The organism is Enterobacter cloacae complex sp. ECL352, from assembly GCF_020149545.1.
GTDB classification, from domain to species: domain Bacteria; phylum Pseudomonadota; class Gammaproteobacteria; order Enterobacterales; family Enterobacteriaceae; genus Enterobacter; species Enterobacter asburiae_B.
In genome coordinates, this window is sequence record NZ_CP083709.1 from 2,772,694 (window position 1) to 2,788,712 (window position 16,019).

At 56.6% G+C, this 16,019-nt stretch carries 12 protein-coding genes; 5 read left to right on the forward strand and 7 right to left on the reverse strand.

What is annotated here, in order from left to right; translation table 11 throughout:
* Positions 1–282: 282 nt before the first annotated feature.
* The 3 genes from LBF07_RS13485 to tamA are packed head-to-tail and all read right to left on the reverse strand — an operon-like array spanning position 283 to position 6,136.
* Positions 283–627: a gamma-glutamylcyclotransferase gene (locus tag LBF07_RS13485; RefSeq protein ID WP_014830431.1), complete on the reverse strand. Its 345-nt coding sequence runs from the start codon at positions 625–627 to the stop codon at positions 283–285.
* A 2-nt stretch (positions 628–629) separates the two neighbouring features.
* A complete protein-coding gene (gene tamB / locus LBF07_RS13490; protein ID WP_094935139.1) occupies positions 630–4,406 on the reverse strand; it encodes an autotransporter assembly complex protein TamB in 3,777 nt (1,258 codons plus the stop codon).
* Entirely contained in the window at positions 4,403–6,136 is a 1,734-nt protein-coding gene (gene tamA, locus LBF07_RS13495) for an autotransporter assembly complex protein TamA (protein WP_094935138.1), read from the reverse strand. The genes tamB and tamA overlap by 4 nt, the downstream gene beginning before the upstream one ends.
* Positions 6,137–6,360: 224 nt before the next feature.
* Here tamA and msrA point away from each other — a divergent pair, with 224 nt between their 5' ends.
* Together msrA and LBF07_RS13505 are read left to right on the forward strand one after the other, a co-directional pair.
* The gene (gene msrA, locus LBF07_RS13500; RefSeq protein ID WP_029741954.1) at positions 6,361–7,002 is read left to right on the forward strand and encodes a peptide-methionine (S)-S-oxide reductase MsrA; all 642 of its coding nucleotides are present in this window, start codon (positions 6,361–6,363) and stop codon (positions 7,000–7,002) included.
* A gap of 212 nt (positions 7,003–7,214) precedes the next feature.
* Positions 7,215–8,552: a hemolysin family protein gene (locus LBF07_RS13505; protein ID WP_032662457.1), complete on the forward strand. Its 1,338-nt coding sequence runs from the start codon at positions 7,215–7,217 to the stop codon at positions 8,550–8,552.
* A 69-nt stretch (positions 8,553–8,621) separates the two neighbouring features.
* On the opposite strand, the gene LBF07_RS13510 is transcribed toward LBF07_RS13505, so the two are convergent.
* Positions 8,622–8,828 (reverse strand): DUF1107 domain-containing protein, encoded by a 207-nt coding sequence (locus tag LBF07_RS13510; protein ID WP_008501430.1) that lies wholly within the window; start codon positions 8,826–8,828, stop codon positions 8,622–8,624.
* Between the two features lie 324 nt (positions 8,829–9,152).
* Between LBF07_RS13510 and LBF07_RS13515 the strand changes: the two genes are divergently transcribed.
* Positions 9,153–9,710, forward strand: coding sequence for a YtfJ family protein (locus LBF07_RS13515; protein ID WP_094935137.1), 558 nt, complete (start codon positions 9,153–9,155; stop codon positions 9,708–9,710).
* Here the strand turns inward: LBF07_RS13515 and cysQ are convergent.
* Entirely contained in the window at positions 9,704–10,444 is a 741-nt protein-coding gene (cysQ, locus tag LBF07_RS13520) for a 3'(2'),5'-bisphosphate nucleotidase CysQ (RefSeq protein ID WP_023310160.1), read from the reverse strand. The two genes, LBF07_RS13515 and cysQ, sit on opposite strands and share 7 nt — an antisense overlap.
* Before the next feature lie 190 nt (positions 10,445–10,634).
* On the opposite strand from cysQ, the gene LBF07_RS13525 reads away from it, so the two are divergent.
* Positions 10,635–12,578: a bifunctional 2',3'-cyclic-nucleotide 2'-phosphodiesterase/3'-nucleotidase gene (locus LBF07_RS13525; protein ID WP_094935136.1), complete on the forward strand. Its 1,944-nt coding sequence runs from the start codon at positions 10,635–10,637 to the stop codon at positions 12,576–12,578.
* Between the two features lie 555 nt (positions 12,579–13,133).
* Here LBF07_RS13525 and LBF07_RS13530 read toward each other — a convergent pair.
* Positions 13,134–13,520, reverse strand: a complete 387-nt coding sequence (locus LBF07_RS13530; protein WP_094935135.1) for a helix-turn-helix domain-containing protein — start codon at positions 13,518–13,520, stop codon at positions 13,134–13,136.
* 84 nt (positions 13,521–13,604) lie between these two features.
* Between LBF07_RS13530 and LBF07_RS13535 the strand changes: the two genes are divergently transcribed.
* Complete coding sequence (locus LBF07_RS13535; RefSeq protein WP_033144480.1) at positions 13,605–14,453, forward strand: SDR family oxidoreductase; 849 nt, start codon at positions 13,605–13,607, stop codon at positions 14,451–14,453.
* 85 nt (positions 14,454–14,538) lie between these two features.
* Here the strand turns inward: LBF07_RS13535 and LBF07_RS13540 are convergent, their stop codons facing one another.
* A complete protein-coding gene (locus tag LBF07_RS13540; RefSeq protein WP_224435041.1) occupies positions 14,539–15,993 on the reverse strand; it encodes a beta-ketoacyl synthase in 1,455 nt (484 codons plus the stop codon).
* Positions 15,994–16,019 lie beyond the last annotated feature (26 nt).

The following is a 16,019-nucleotide window of genomic DNA, read 5'->3' on the forward strand; positions in this document are numbered from 1 at the left end:
CTGCATCATGACATTCCAGCTTGCCTGGTTTTTGTTTTACTTATGGATCCCTTATCGAAGCGATTATGTGATTCTGCTGTTTTTACTGTTTTTCCTGCCCGTCATTTCAAGCAATACGCGGTGCATAAACTACTATGGCCGTTCACGCGCCTTGTGTTTTTTATGGCTTATTGCCCCGTACATCATGCTGTTCGTTCCTCTGTTTTTAACCCGACGCCGGGATACAGAAGAGAGTTGAAGGAATAAAAAAAACAACGCCACCTCACGGTGGCGTTGTTTTTTTCAGTACTGGTCTCTGTCTAACCAGTTACCGCTTACAATCCGCGTTAACCCTTCGACCGGACGCTGGTAGACGTACATCCACGCACTTCCGTACGGCGTCTGGATCAACTGGCGTGCGTATTCACCGCCCCTGGTGCGCAAGGCATCAAGTTCGGCAAGCGTCGCGTTATCAATACGATAGACTTCACCCTGTACTGTTCCTTCGCCCGGAACCGCGCCTGGATAGTGGCCCAGGCTGTACAACTGGTAGTTCTCGATATTGTAATTCCCCAGCAGCAGGGCATTGGTCATCCAGTGACTGTTGCCTTGCTTGGTTCGTAAACTGCCGTAGACAAATATTCGCATTGCTAAAACTCAAACTGATAGAGCAGATCAAGTGCCTGGTCTACGCCGGACACTGCTTCCAGATATAGCTTGGGCATCAGGCGATAGCGTAACGTGAGAGTTGCCAGTGAGTCAAAGATCCCCACACCATATTTTACCTGCAGACCCGGCAATACATAGCCGCTGACCACCACCTGCGAGGAGTCACCCACGCCCTGGGTGTCCAGCGCCAGATTGCTTACGCCGAACGTCTCGCCGATTTTACCCACAACCTGCCCACTTTGTGCAACCCCCAGACCCACTAACATCGAGGTCATCGCCGCACTGTCGCTTTGTCCGCTGTTCAGACCTTGTCCACGCAGCAGATAAGAGAGGGCTTCCTGCTGCGACATCGCCGGGTCAGAGAAGATCTCCGCCTTCGGTTCGTCGGCGGAACCGGTGACGCGAACGCCAGCAATGACGTCATCTTCCGTCGCTTCCGGGTTACGAATCGCCTCGATGTTCAGCAGGGGCTGATCCGGTGGACCGGAGAACAGTAGCTCGCCTTTGCGCACAATCAGATCCTGACCATAGGCGTGGAAACGCCCTTCAGGAATAGTGATCTGCCCGTTCAGGCCAAGCCCCTGTTTATCCTGCGCGACTTTCAGGTCGCCCGTGAGCCTCGCCTTCAGCCCAAACGCATTCAACCGCACGTTATTTCCCACGTGCACGATGAGGTTACTATTGATCGGTATGCCCGCGCTCTTCTGTTCGACAGGTTTCAGATTTTCATTGAGCATCACTTCATCACTTGAGACGCCGACCGCGCTTTCCGGCACGTCGTGAACCACGATGCGCGCCCACGGCACGTCGACGCGCCCGTCAAGCGTAAAGAGGCTTGGCGTGGCTTCAAAGACCACATCAGGCGAAACGTCCAGGCGCACCATTGGCGGTACGGTGATGCGTACCCGGCTGCCCTTCGCGGCAATACGGGCGCGCCAGTTGTCGAGCTGGCTCCAGTCCGCGTCGCCGCTCAGGTTGATTTGCCCTTGCTGCGTCAATACCGAGCCGCTCAGCGTCGAGCTCATACCGTTGAAGTTCATCGCGATCTGGCTGGGCTGCATGTCAAACGGCATGAAGTTACCGTCGATATCCACGCCGCTGAGCCGCATCTGACCGAACAGCTGCGGGCTTTGCACGTTACCGGCCAGGCGCAGGTTAGCGTTCAGCATGCCCTCCGCTTTTTCCCCGCGCGCGAAAATCGGGTTCACCATCGCCAGGTTGAAGTTACGGACGTTGACGTTGCCGCCCAGATTACGCCGTCCCTGCGGATCGGTAATCTGGACCTGCCCGTCCAGCTGACCGTTGTTGGTCAGGCGGATCGTCCACCCCAGCTGTGCGCGATTGTTATGCAGATCGGCACTCAGGTTCAGGGTGTCGAACGCCACCGGCAGCGGCGCGTCGTTGACCTCCTGCGTCACCTTCACGTTACGCCCGGACAGCGTGACGCTGCCCTGCGGCAGCCCCTCTTTGGTGGTGTCCCAGGCGACATCGGCTTTCCCGCTGAAGACGCCGCTGGCCTGGGTCGTGTCCGGCATAAACGGCTTCAGCATCGCCAGATCGAAGCGGTTGAGGTTGATCTGCGCGCGCCCTTCCGCACCCGCATCGATGGTCTGCGGCACGCACAGCTCCGCATTCGGGTTGGTCCAGCAGTGTGGCCCAATGCTTATCTTCTGCTCAGCGTTGCGGTAGTCGAGGGCAATGGCGCGCGAGAGCGCCAGCGGCCCGACCGGCGTATTGAAGCGCGTGTTATCCAGCGTCCCTTTCCAGCGTTCTTCTTTGCGGTCGAAGCTGCCGGTAAGGTGAAGCTGGCCGGAGACCGGCTCGCCCTGCACGCGCAGCTGGAGGTCGTGCTGTTTCTCGTTCCCTTTGGCGTCCAGGGTGACCAGGTTAATGTTCACGTCCGGCTGAGAAATGCGCTCCACGCGCAGGTTCAGGCTACCGCCGATCTGATCGGTGGATTTCACATCCCCTTCCACGCGGACGCGGGCAACGCTCAGCTCCTGCCAGCGCAGGTTATTGGCGGTAATGTCCGCCAGCAGCTGCGGTGCCTCCACCGTACCGCGCACTTTCACGAGGCCCTTCGCCGTGCCGCCCAGCCCCGGCAGGGCGTTATCCAGATTCGGCGCGTCGATGGTGGCGTCCAGATTGAGATCTTTCACCCCCAGCTCGCCTTTGATATCCGCCGTGTTGCGGCCCAGCGCCACGTGCAGCCCCGGGATAACCCACTGCAGATAGCTGTTGCCTTTCACCGAGCCTTCAACGTTAACCTTGTTCTGCTTCACGTTCCCGGTGAGCTTGATTTCCGGCACGTCCATCTGCCACGTACCGCCGTACAGGCTGCCGCGGGTTTTAATCAGGCCATCCAGCTTCGACGGCCAGTCCGGCACCTCTTTGGCGGTGTTAATACCCGTCAGCTTCAGCTCGCCGCGCCAGCTGATCGCCTGCTGCCAGTCGAGCAGCGCGGTCAGCTCGGTTTTGCCTTCCAGCGCCGCGACGGTCAGCTTGTCGAGGTTGACCTGCTGTTCGTTGCCCTTCGCATCCAGCGTGATGTTCGCGGGCGGCACGCCCTGTCCCTTCACCGCGGTGCGGAACGAGAGCGCGTAGTCGGTCATCTTGCCGCTCAGCTTCAGCTTCAGATCATCGGCCTGGAACTGCTTTTCGCCGGTGAACGGCCAGTAAAGCTGCTTGCTGACAACCTCCAGATTGAGCGGCAGCCCGGCTTCCGCCAGCTGCGTTTGCGCGCGCAGGACCATGTCCACCGGGCCTGAGAGATTCACCCCGACATCCAGCTTATCGCGCAGCGCACCGCCCACTTTGACCTTCACCTTTTCGCCTTTCAGCGGATCGATGTTGAGGGCACTGTTAAGCGTGATGTCCACCGGCCAGTTATCGCGCAGCAGGGCATTCCCTGACGCATTCACCGAGCCCTGGTTGGTGTCGATATCCAGCGCGTCGAGCTTCATGTTGCCGTCAATGCTGCTGACTTTCAGCAGCATGGTGTAGACCGTCAGATCGGTATCGCCGGTCAGGCGCAGCTGCTCGCCTTTGAACTCCTCGATGTTGAGGTTCAGCGGCAGGTGAACGTCGGTCATTTCCGGCAGGACAGGCTTCGAGAAGAGATCTTTCAGCGTTTCGCCCAGCGGCTTTTCTTCCGGCTGCGGGTTCTGGATCTTCGGCTCGACGATCTCTTCCTGCGCCACGTCGGCCACCTTCGGCAACGCGATCAGCAAGCCCTGCAGGGACGTCGGCGTCAGGGTGAGGTTTTTCTCCTGCCAGCGTAGGCCGGAGGTGAAATCCATCACGGACACGGTAGTGTCGTCGATTTTGATATTGACGTTATCAAGCGCGACCCGATAGAGCGCGATCGGGTACGGCGTGGAGAGATTCAGCGGGCCGCTGTCCTCTTCCTCGACCGGCGCAGACTTCGGCATTTTTTTCGAATCTATCGCCACGTTGACGTCTTTAAGCGACAGATCGTTGACGCAGAGCTTGCTGTCGCGCAGGCAGCCCAGCTTCACCGCCAGGTGGAACTCCCCGGCGTTCACCGCCACGCCCGGCTGCTCGTAGCGGATATTCTTCAGACGCAGATCGCGCCAGCCGCCCGTTACCTGGCCAATCTCCAGCCCCGGCACCCAGCGGTTCGCAGCGTTAAACAGCAGATGCAGCCCGGTCGTCGTTCCCACCAGAAACGCCACCGTACCGAGCAGCAGCACGATAAAAATCAGCACCCCGAGGCTTATTTTCTTCCATAAACTCATAATTCAGGCCCCAGACCGATGTAAAACTGTAATCCGTGCTCTTCTTTGTCGCCGACAGGCACGGCGAAGTCGAGCTTGATGGGCCCGACGGGTGACTGCCAGCGTACGCCCACGCCCGCGCCGGTTTTGAAGTCGCTGCGGCGGATATCGTTCACCGCTTCGCCACCGTCAACAAACATGGCGCCCCACCACTTTCCGCTGACGTTGTACTGATACTCCAGCGATCCGGTCGCCAGTTTTGACGCACCGGTCAGCTGGCCCTTTTCGTTCTCAGGTGAGATCGATTTGTACTTATACCCACGAATGCTGCGGTCGCCCCCGGCGAAGAAGCGCAGATCCGGCGGAACGCGCTCGAAGTCTCCCGTTTCAATCCAGCCGAGATTGCCGCGCATCACAAAGCGGTGTTTGTCGTACAGCGTGCGGATCCAGACGTTTTGCGCCTGAATCACCGAGAAATCCACGTCGGAGCCCCAGGCGGAGTTGGAATAATCGATGGAGTAGCGCTGTGAGTCGCCCCAGGTCGGCATCAGGCCGCCGCGCGAGCGGGTACGGCTGATCATCACGCCCGGATAAAGCAGCATGGTGGTATTGGTGACGTTGGCCTGGGTAAAGTGGTCCAGGCTCCAGCGCAGGTTAATGGCGCGCTGCCAGCCGCTGGAGAGATCCCAGAAGCGGGAGACCGCAAGGGTCGTAGAATCCTGCTTGGTGTCGTTCAAGTCGGTGCGCTTAAAACCGCCCTGCACAAGGTAATATTGCTCAAGCGGGTTTTTCAGCAGCGGCATTTTGTAGCTGAAATCCAGCTGCTGCTCGGGCGCAGAGAGGCTCAGGCTGGTGGTCAGGCTGTGACCGTACGAGTTCATCCACGGCTTTTTCCACGAGGTTCTCACGCGTGGTCCAACATCCGTCGAGTAGCCAACACCGGTCTCAATGGTGTTCTCGGTGCGCGGCGAGACAACGCCATGCAGCGGCAACACCTTCGTTTTGCGAGACTTATCAAATTCCGGTGCGACAACCACGGAGTTAAACCAGCCGGTAGCGGAAAGACGACGGTTCAGTTCCGCCAGGTCTCTCGACTGGTAGTAATCCCCTTTTTTGAACGGCACGAGGTTTTGCAGATACTCTTCACGAATTTGCGAACCTTCAAACGTCACATCGCCAAAGCGGTAGCGTTCTCCGCTGTCGTAATCGATATCCCAGAAGGCCTGACGCCGATCCAGCGCAATCCCCAGCTGGCTTTTATTGAACTGGCTGTCGAAGTAGCCCTTACGCAGGGAAACGTTCGTCAGCTCTTTTTTGAAATGGTCGTAGTCACCGTGGTTAAGCACGGTACCGATTTTCGGCCGCGTGTTGAGCAGGTCCAGGTAATCCCGGTCGGTACGCGCCCCGCCGCGCAGAATGACGTTCGTGCCGCCAATCAATACCGGCTCACCCGGCGAAACGCGGGCAATAAGAACCTGGCGCCCCTTCTTTGGCGGCGGGCGGAGATCGAAATCAATGGTGGGTTCGTAATACCCCAGCGCTTTCAGCCCTTCACGGATGGCGTCATCGACGCGCGCGCGAAAACGCCGGTCCGGCGTCACCTCATCACTCTGGATGGTCGACAACTGCGCACGCACGTTTTTTTCCAGCGCCCCGGATAACCCCTCAACCTGCAAACGGACATTCGCCGCGCTGGCAATCCCGCTTGTCAGCAATACACTGACTAAACATAACTGGCGGATTTTTGTCACGTTTTCTCCTGAATATCCCTGTTTCCACCCTGGAAGCAAATGAAGTACCGCTCCGCGGCAAAATACGGCCTGTTGGCCAAAAACCCAAATCACGGGTTGAAAACGGGTGTAACACCCAAATATTTCTTATGATTAAATCTAGACTCATTCAGCGCATTTATTGTGTTCAATTAAACGCTTCGTGACAACCTTAACCGAAACATCGCACCCCGGGAGGCCCCATCGTGAGTTTATTCGACAAAAAGCATCTGGTTTCACAAACTGATGCATTACCGGGACGCAACACCCCTATGCCTGTGGCGACCTTACACGCCGTCAATAACCATTCCATGACAAACGTGCCGGAGGGAATGGAAATCGCCCTGTTCGCCATGGGCTGCTTCTGGGGCGTTGAGCGCCTCTTCTGGCAGCTGCCCGGCGTTTACAGCACGGCGGCTGGCTACACGGGCGGCTACACGCCGAATCCTACCTATCGCGAAGTCTGCTCCGGCGAAACCGGGCATGCGGAAGCGGTACGCGTGGTCTATGACCCTGCAGTCATTAGCTACGAACAGCTCCTGCAGGTCTTCTGGGAAAACCACGACCCGGCGCAGGGCATGCGTCAGGGCAACGACCACGGCACACAGTACCGTTCGGCCATTTATCCGCTCACGCCCGAGCAGGATGCCGCCGCGCGCGCCAGCCTTGAGCGTTTCCAGCAGGCCATGCGTGAAGCGGGCGATACGCGCGAGGTGACGACGGAAATCACCACCGCGAAACCGTTCTACTATGCCGAGGACGATCACCAGCAGTATCTGCATAAAAACCCGTACGGCTACTGCGGTATCGGGGGCATCGGCGTCTGCCTGCCGCCACAGCTGGCCTGATTATCAGCCGTTAAATCGTCGCCCGTACCGGACAGCGCCACGCTGTCCGGTCTTTTTTATGCCAAAATGTGACCTCTGGCAGATTTACATCTCTTTACGCTATACTACCCGCTGAAATAATCGGCTCAACGCTACGAGCTGATTTTCAATGTGTTTTCACACAAATGGTATCAACTCCCCTTCTGAGGATCTGGCGATAAGCCGGATAAACTATGTTAAACAGTATTTTAGTAATACTTTGTCTGATTGCCGTCAGCGCGTTTTTCTCGATATCTGAGATCTCGCTGGCCGCGTCCCGTAAAATCAAACTGAAGCTGCTTGCCGATGAAGGCAACATCAATGCCACCCGCATCCTGAAAATGCAGGAAAATCCCGGGATGTTCTTCACCGTGGTGCAAATTGGCCTCAACGCGGTCGCCATTCTCGGCGGTATCGTGGGTGATGCGGCGTTTTCTCCGGCGTTTTATAGTCTGTTTGTTAAGTACATGTCCGTTGAACTGGCCGAACAGCTGAGCTTTATCCTCTCCTTCTCGCTGGTAACCGGCCTGTTCATCCTCTTTGCAGACCTGACCCCGAAACGCATCGGTATGATTGCGCCAGAAGCTGTGGCTTTGCGTATCATCAACCCGATGCGCTTCTGTCTGTACGTGTTTCGTCCGCTGGTGTGGTTCTTCAACGGCCTGGCGAACGTCATTTTCCGCATCTTTAAGCTGCCGATGGTGCGTAAAGACGACATCACCTCTGACGACATTTATGCGGTGGTGGAAGCCGGCGCGCTGGCCGGGGTGCTGCGCAAGCAGGAGCACGAGCTGATTGAGAACGTATTCGAACTGGAATCCCGTACCGTGCCGTCTTCCATGACGGGCCGTGAAAACATTATCTGGTTCGATTTACATGAAGATGAGCAGAGCCTGAAGAACAAAGTGGCGCAGCATCCGCACTCTAAGTTCCTGGTCTGTAATGAAGATATCGACCACATCATCGGTTACGTCGACTCCAAAGACCTGCTGAACCGCGTGCTGGCAAACCAGAGCCTGGCGCTTAACAGCGGCGTGCAGATCCGCAATACCCTGATTGTGCCGGACACCCTGACGCTCTCAGAAGCGCTGGAAAGTTTCAAAACCGCCGGGGAAGACTTCGCGGTTATCATGAACGAATACGCGCTGGTGGTGGGTATTATCACCCTGAACGACGTGATGACCACGCTGATGGGCGACCTGGTTGGCCAGGGGCTGGAAGAGCAGATTGTTCAGCGCGACGATAATTCGTGGCTGATTGATGGCGGCACACCGATTGAAGACGTGATGCGCGTGCTGGATATCGACGAGTTCCCGCAGTCCGGCAACTACGAGACCATCGGCGGCTTTATGATGTTTATGCTGCGTAAGATCCCGAAACGTACCGACTCGGTGAAGTTCTCCGGCTACAAGTTTGAAGTGGTGGATATTGATAACTACCGCATCGACCAGCTGCTGGTGACGCGCATCGATAACAAACCGACCGTACTGGTACCGAAGCTGCCGGACGCGGAAGAGAAGGTGTCGGCGTAAAGTACCAGCCTCTACAAACATCAACGGCTCCCATTGGGAGCCGTTTTTAACTACTGCATAGCACGTTGGTTAAGCCATCTCAGTCTGCAGACGCATAACCTGACGGTTGACTTCGGACATCACAGACAGGTGCTGTTTGTCCTTCACTTTTGGGACAAGGATCTTGCCCTTATCAAACTCAAAAGCGCCAACATCCTTGATGTACAACCGTCCACGGAACAGGATCTTCACGTACTTCGCCACCTGAAGCGGGTTGTAGCGTTGGAAAATTTTCATTCTTGTATCTCCTGCGAATCATACGCTCTTGCGGTGCCACAATCGGCCCGACTGTCCTGAGCGCAAATTTTAATGCCCAATGACTATAGACCAGAACTACGGTGTTACCCAGTGTGCATAAGTTTATTTACCGTTTGATTACAATTATTCAGAATAATCTTTGCAAAGCGTGACCGGGCGCAGTATAAGCCGTCGTTTTTTCATGGATATGTGCGTTCGCCCGCAAACTGGCATCGGGATTGCGGGAAAACCCCATTGATCGCACTTATGATTAAAAGCGCAAGACCAAGTGGTCGGATCACCTGCAAACAATAAGGAAACGCCATGACCCTACGTAATATCCTTGCAGCAACCTGCCTGCTGCTGCCGCTGTGGGCTTCCGCTCACAACATTGAAAAAGGACAACGTGTACCGCCAGTCGGCATTGCTGACCGGGGAGAATTGATTCTCGACAATGATAAGTTTAGCTACAAACCCTGGAATAGCGCGCAGCTCGCGGGCAAAGTGAGAGTTGTACAACATATTGCCGGTCGTACATCCGCAAAAGAGAAAAATGCTACCCTGGTGGAAGCGATCAAGGCCGCAAAATTCCCTCACGACCGCTACCAGACGACCACGATTGTTAACACCGACGACGCCATTCCGGGCTCCGGGATGTTTGTGCGCTCAAGCCTTGAGAGCAATAAAAAGCTCTACCCGTGGTCGCAGTTTATCGTCGACAGCAACGGCGTAACCCGTAAGGCCTGGCAGCTGGAAGAAGAGAGCTCCGCGATTATCGTGCTGGATAAAGAGGGCCGCGTACAGTGGGCGAAAGACGGCGCGTTAACCCAGGAAGAGGTGCAGCAGGTTGTCGACCTGCTGCATAAGCTGCTGGCTCAGTAAATAGAGACGCGGAAACCGGGGTTGAGGAAGGATTCGCGCGGGGTATAGTCCAGCGGCTTGCCCTGCCAGTCATGAACATGCGCCCCGGCGGCCGCGGCAACGGCATGACCTGCCGCGGTATCCCAGACGTTGGTTGGCCCAAAGCGAGGGTAGAGCTGCGCATGGCCTTCCGCCACCAGGCAGAATTTCAGCGATGAGCCAATCGAGGTGGTCTGGTGTTCACCCAGCTGCTGCAGGTACTCCTGCAGCTCGCTGTCGCTGTGCGAGCGGCTAATCACCACCAGCGGTGGACGCGCATCGCGCACCTGGATCTGCTTGCGCACGCCGCACTCTTCCTTCCACGCCTTCCCTTCTGCAGCGCTGTACATCACCTTCATTACCGGCGCGTAGACCACGCCCAGCACCGCTTTGCCCTTCTCAATCAGGGCGATATTGACGGTGAATTCACCGTTGCGCTTGATGAACTCTTTTGTCCCGTCCAGCGGATCGACCAGCCAGTAACGCTGCCAGTGCTGGCGCTCGTCCCAGCTTTGCGGCGCTTCTTCTGACAGAACGGGGATGTCCGGCGTTAAGGCCTGTAATCCTTTCAGGATCACCTTATGCGCCGCGATATCCGCCGCCGTGACCGGAGAGTCGTCGGCCTTGCTGACCACCTCCATAGGTTTACTGCCGTCATACACCTGCATGATGGCATCTCCCGCATCCCGTGCGAGCTGACAAATTTTATCTAGCATTTTCCACCTCTTTGTTAACGCAGTGAGGTTAACTCTTTGTTTTAGTTATATCGTAATGTGAACAATTCCGCTATCTGTGAAGCAATTCCGGTTTCAGGTGACTTTTTTCTGTCAGGATTCACATTTCTGTAAGCAACAAGCTATAGATACATACTCTTTTGTGCTCTGCATCGAAAAAAGGACTCCTCTGATGATTAAGTTTAGTGCAACGCTTCTGGCGACGCTGATTGCAGCAAGCGTACAGGCGGCGACGGTAGATCTGCGTATTCTGGAAACGACCGATCTGCACAGCAACATGATGGACTTCGATTACTACAAAGATACCCCGACGGAAAAATTCGGTCTGGTACGCACGGCAAGCCTGATCGATGCGGCGCGTGGCGAAGTGAAAAACAGCGTGCTGGTCGACAATGGCGATCTCATTCAGGGCAGTCCGCTCGGGGATTACATGGCGACCAGGGGGCTGAAAAAAGGCGAGATCCATCCTGTTTATAAAGCGATGAACACCCTGGACTATACCGTCGGCAACCTCGGCAACCACGAATTCAACTACGGTCTAAAATACCTGCATGACGCCCTGGCCGGTGCGAAATTCCCGTACGTTAACGCCAATATCATCGACGTTAAGACGCAAAAGCCGCTCTTTACCCCTTACCTGATTAAAGAGACAAACGTCGTCGACCAGGACGGTAAAAAACAGACGCTGAAAATCGGCTATATCGGTTTTGTGCCGCCGCAGATCATGACGTGGGATAAGGCCAACCTCGACGGCAAAGTGACCGTTAACGACATCACCGAAACCGCGCGGAAATACGTGCCGGAAATGCGCGAAAAAGGCGCCGATCTGGTGGTCGTTGTCGCCCACTCGGGTCTCTCCGCCGATCCGTATCAGGCCATGGCAGAAAACTCCGTTTACTATCTGAGTGAAGTCCCGGGCGTCGACGCGATCCTGTTCGGCCACGCCCACGCGGTCTTCCCGGGCAAAGATTTCGCCAGCATAAAAGGAGCGGACATTGAGAAAGGGACGCTCAACGGCGTGCCTTCGGTGATGCCGGGCATGTGGGGCGACCATCTTGGCGTGGTGGATCTGGTGCTGAATAACGACGGCGGCAGCTGGAAGGTGACGCAGTCAAAAGCCGAAGCGCGCCCGATTTACGACGCTGCGGCTAAAAAATCTCTGGCGGCGGAAGATAAAAAACTGGTCGACGTGCTGAAGCACGATCACGACGCCACGCGCGAATTCGTCAGCAAGCCGATCGGCAAATCCGCCGATAACATGTACAGCTTCCTGGCGCTAGTGCAGGACGACCCGACCGTTCAGGTCGTCAACATGGCGCAGAAAGCCTATGCGGAACACTTTGTGCAGGGCGATCCGGATCTGGCAAAACTGCCGGTCCTGTCAGCGGCTGCGCCATTCAAGGTTGGCGGGCGTAAGAACGACCCGGCAAGCTATGTTGAAGTCGAAAAGGGCCAGCTGACCTTCCGTAACGCCGCCGATCTCTATCTCTACCCGAACACGCTGGTGGTGGTAAAAGCGACGGGCCAGGAGGTGAAAGAGTGGCTGGAGTGCTCTGCCGGACAGTTTAACCAGATTGACCCGCACAGCAGTAAGCCGCAGTCGCTGATTAACTGGGACGGCTTCCGTACCTATAACTTCGACGTGATCGACGGCGTGAACTACCAGATTGACGTCACCCAGCCGGCGAAATATGACGGCGAGTGTCAGGCGATCAACCCGCAGGCGGAGCGCATCAAAAACCTGACCTTCAACGGCAAGGCGATCGACCCGAATGCCACCTTCCTGGTGGTGACCAATAACTACCGCGCCTACGGCGGTAAGTTTGCCGGTACGGGAGATAGCCACATCGCCTTTGCCTCGCCGGACGAGAACCGCTCGGTGCTGGCGGCGTGGATCAGCGCGGAGTCGAAGAAGGCGGGCGAAATTCATCCGGCGGTGGACAACAACTGGCGACTCGCGCCGATCCACAGCGATACGAAACTGGATATCCGCATAGAAACGTCGCCGTCCGATAAGGCAGCCGCGTTCATCAAGGATAAAGCCCAGTATCCGATGAAGAAGGTCGCAACGGATGATATCGGGTTCGCGATTTATCAGGTGGATTTGAGTAAGTAAAAACAAAACGGCAACATACGTTGCCGTTTTTCGTGTTTGTTCCCTCTCCCTATGGGAGAGGGGTCCTCAGTAATTTTCCAACTCGAAGCGATGAATATTTCTTCAGAAAAAATTAATGAATTGCAGCGATGCCCTGGTCCGGCTGTAAATCGCCGAAGCGTTTCCGCAAGGCCGGGGCGAGGCGCAAGGATGCGCCGAGAGGGCGTGGCCTGCAGGGATGCAGGCTCATGCCCGACCCGATAGCCTGAAGGAATAAGCTGAGGACAAAATTGCCGGGAGCAATTTTGGACAGCGCCTGAGCTGGCCCTGAAAGGGTGAGCCCCAGGGATGGGGCGAGCAATCCGCGAAGCGGCGATTTACCGCCGGGAGCCCGGGTCGCCAGGGCGGCGGCGATTGAGCCGCCCTGGCACGTTCACAGGCCATGTCGTTACAGAGAAGCAAGGAACATAAAGTGAACGGAATGACCACCAGAGTTATATGTTCCCCCCTCACCCCCGCCCTCTCCCTCAAGGGAGAGGGGGTCGCCCACGCAGGCATTAGGTCAGGGTGAAGACATCAGGCCGCACGATCGTCCCGATTCGCCATCACCTTCGGCGTATTCACCTCAATCCAGTCCGCCAGCGCAGCGACTTTCTCGCTGACCTCAATCCCCAGCGGCGTCAGGCTATACTCTACGTGCGGCGGCACCACCGGATAAGACACGCGATCGACAAACCCGTCCAGCTCCAGCGCCTGGAGTGACTGGGACAGCATCTTTTCGCTCACCCCGCCCATTTTACGGCGCAGATCGCTAAAGCGATGCGTTCCCTGGCGCAGGGCCAGCAGAATCAGGACACCCCAGCGGCTGGTCACGTGTTTGAGCACCTCGCGTGAAGGGCACTGTTCCGCGAAAAGATTGCCATCGCGCATTTGTTCGCTGAGCGTCGGTATCGTTGTTTTCATACTTACCTTTTTGTATGTACTTACTAAAAGTTAGCCATGGTGCTAGTGTGCCACAACACCAGACAAACACGAAGGAGATTCATCATGATCGCGATTACCGGCGCTACCGGCCAGCTTGGCCATCTCGTTATCGAACAGCTGCTGAAAACCGTACCGGCCAGCCAGATTGTGGCCATCGTACGTAACCCGGCGAAAGCGCAGGCCTTAAGCCAGCAGGGAATTGTCGTTCGCCAGGCGGACTACACGGATGAAGCCGCATTCACCGCCGCGCTGAGCGGCGTGGATAAGCTGCTGCTGATCTCTTCCAGCGAAGTCGGCCAGCGCGCGACCCAGCACCAGAACGTGATTAACGCCGCCAAAACGGCAGGCGTGAAATTTATCGCCTACACCAGCCTGCTGCATGCGGACAACTCACCGCTGGGTCTGCATGTTGAACATGTTGCCACTGAAAAAGCGCTGGCGGCGTCCGGCATCCCTTATGCCCTGCTGCGCAATGGCTGGTATACCGAAAACTACCTGGCGAGCGCGCCGCCTGCGCTGGAACACGGCGTGTTTATTGGTGCGGCAGGCGAAGGCAAAATTGCCTCTGCCACCCGCGCCGACTATGCCGCGGCAGCCGCCAAAGTGATTGCTGAAGAGGGCCACGCGGGCAAGGTCTACGAACTGGCGGGCGACCACGGCTGGACGCTGAGCGAACTGGCGGCTGAACTCAGCAAACAGAGCGGGAAGCCGGTAACCTATCAGAATCTCAGTGAAGCGGATTTTGCCGCCGCCCTGAAAAGCGTCGGCCTGCCTGCAGGGCTGGCAGATATGCTGGCGGACTCGGATGTGGGTGCGTCCAAAGGGGGACTCTTTGACGATAGCCATACGCTGAGCAAACTGATCGGGCGCGCAACGACGCCGCTGGCGCAGAGTATTAAAGCCATTCTTTAACGGTGTCACCGTTCTTTCCTGCGGCCGGGTGATTTCCCTTACCCGGCCCGCTCATATTTATTAATAATAAAAACAGATATAACGATTAAAAGTCCGGGTATTCTTTATCCGTCGCGTACGTTATCGGTTTTTCAAATCCGGGAATGGTGATGCCATTCATATCAATCTTAATATCTTCCTCATTTATCCCCTGCTGGCCGAACAGATAAATGACATTCAGTTCCCCCTGTGACGCCGCCTGGTCGTAGGCGTTAGCCTGACGTCGCACCTGGCGGTTACGCTGCTGATAATCCGCAAACACCGTTTCCCCATAGCGTTTGCGCAACCATTGATGGGTAAGCTTTGGCGAGTAAACCACCCCCGTGGCATTATTACCGCCAAAGCCTTTTGAATTAATAAAGGCGATTTGTCCCTGACCTTCCTCTAATTTGCAGTCCTGAAGAGGAATGGTTAAGCGCGCATTGTTCACCTGCGGCGCGATGTGGGACACGCTTTTAATTCCCGGCAAAATACCATAGCGGAAGACGCCGAGGCAGCCGATCAGCTGGTCGCCGCTGGCTGGGCCCAGGGAGTGACCGAGGTACGATTTCACCGCCGTCACCGGCCAGTCGCGAATCGAAAAAGCTTGCGCAACGCGGTCAAAAATATCGGCCTCGGAGACGCAATTCTTCGGCGTGCTTGAGCCGTGCGCCTGAATAAACGATCCCTTCTGCACCGTCTCTATCCCGGCCATCGATACCGCAGAGGCTACGGCTTTCGCCATGGTGATGTAGTTCCCCGGCCCCGGCGACGCAATAGAGCGTTTAAAGCCGTCAGCGTTGATGAAGACATTCCCCACCGAACCGTGGATCTCTGCGCCAAGCTGCAGCGCCAGCTCGTCGTCCATTAGCACGACATACTGGCTGGATTCTGCGATAACAAAACCGCAGCTGTTACCAAACGGGCGGCTGCTGTTGCGCCAGTCGGCCGTTTCCGTTTCATCAGTGTGCTTAAGCTTGCTCTCCGTTGCCAGGGCGCCCATGGCATCGAATCCTTCAATCACTTCTGAGGTGACCGGCGCTTCGGCGCTGCCAACGACGGCTACGCGAATGCGCCCCGCTTTGATATCCTCAACTGCCGCATTCAGGTTATACAGAAACGTGGCGCACGCCCCCAGCGTGGCGCTGGTATGACCGACGCTACCCAGCACATACGCATTGAGGAAATCGGCGCACATGCTGTTCAGGCCCAGCGGGCATTGTTTGGCGCTGACGCGATGGCCTTTCAGGCGCGACTGCAGCATTCCGCCAAAGCCATAATCGTCGAGCTGCCCCATGATATTGCCCGAATAGACGCCGAGCTGATCCGGCGTGATTTTGGCCTGTACCTCTCGCCACGGGATCCCCAGCGCGTTGATGGCGTCTGACGCTCCGACAATCGCCATTTGTAACGCCCGCGGATGGAACTGCGAATTGTAATGGTCGCCCGGACGGAATCCCTGCGGCAACAGCCCTGCAGCCTGAACCTCCGTGCGCAGCAACGCCTCAATTTTACAGTCCATCTCTCCCTGGACGGTAATACGGACGC

What these genes read in the sequence shown, in the direction of transcription:
- LBF07_RS13510 (WP_008501430.1), bottom strand. Translation starts at nt 8,828, where the DNA reads ATGAAAATTTTCCAACGCTACAACCCGCTTCAGGTGGCGAAGTACGTG.
- LBF07_RS13540 (WP_224435041.1), bottom strand. Translation starts at nt 15,993, where the DNA reads ATGGACTGTAAAATTGAGGCGTTGCTGCGCACGGAGGTTCAGGCTGCA.
- LBF07_RS13535 (WP_033144480.1), top strand. Translation starts at nt 13,605, where the DNA reads ATGATCGCGATTACCGGCGCTACCGGCCAGCTTGGCCATCTCGTTATC.
- cysQ (WP_023310160.1), bottom strand. Translation starts at nt 10,444, where the DNA reads ATGCTAGATAAAATTTGTCAGCTCGCACGGGATGCGGGAGATGCCATC.
- tamB (WP_094935139.1), bottom strand. Translation starts at nt 4,406, where the DNA reads ATGAGTTTATGGAAGAAAATAAGCCTCGGGGTGCTGATTTTTATCGTG.
- LBF07_RS13525 (WP_094935136.1), top strand. Translation starts at nt 10,635, where the DNA reads ATGATTAAGTTTAGTGCAACGCTTCTGGCGACGCTGATTGCAGCAAGC.
- LBF07_RS13485 (WP_014830431.1), bottom strand. Translation starts at nt 627, where the DNA reads ATGCGAATATTTGTCTACGGCAGTTTACGAACCAAGCAAGGCAACAGT.
- LBF07_RS13515 (WP_094935137.1), top strand. Translation starts at nt 9,153, where the DNA reads ATGACCCTACGTAATATCCTTGCAGCAACCTGCCTGCTGCTGCCGCTG.
- LBF07_RS13505 (WP_032662457.1), top strand. Translation starts at nt 7,215, where the DNA reads ATGTTAAACAGTATTTTAGTAATACTTTGTCTGATTGCCGTCAGCGCG.
- LBF07_RS13530 (WP_094935135.1), bottom strand. Translation starts at nt 13,520, where the DNA reads ATGAAAACAACGATACCGACGCTCAGCGAACAAATGCGCGATGGCAAT.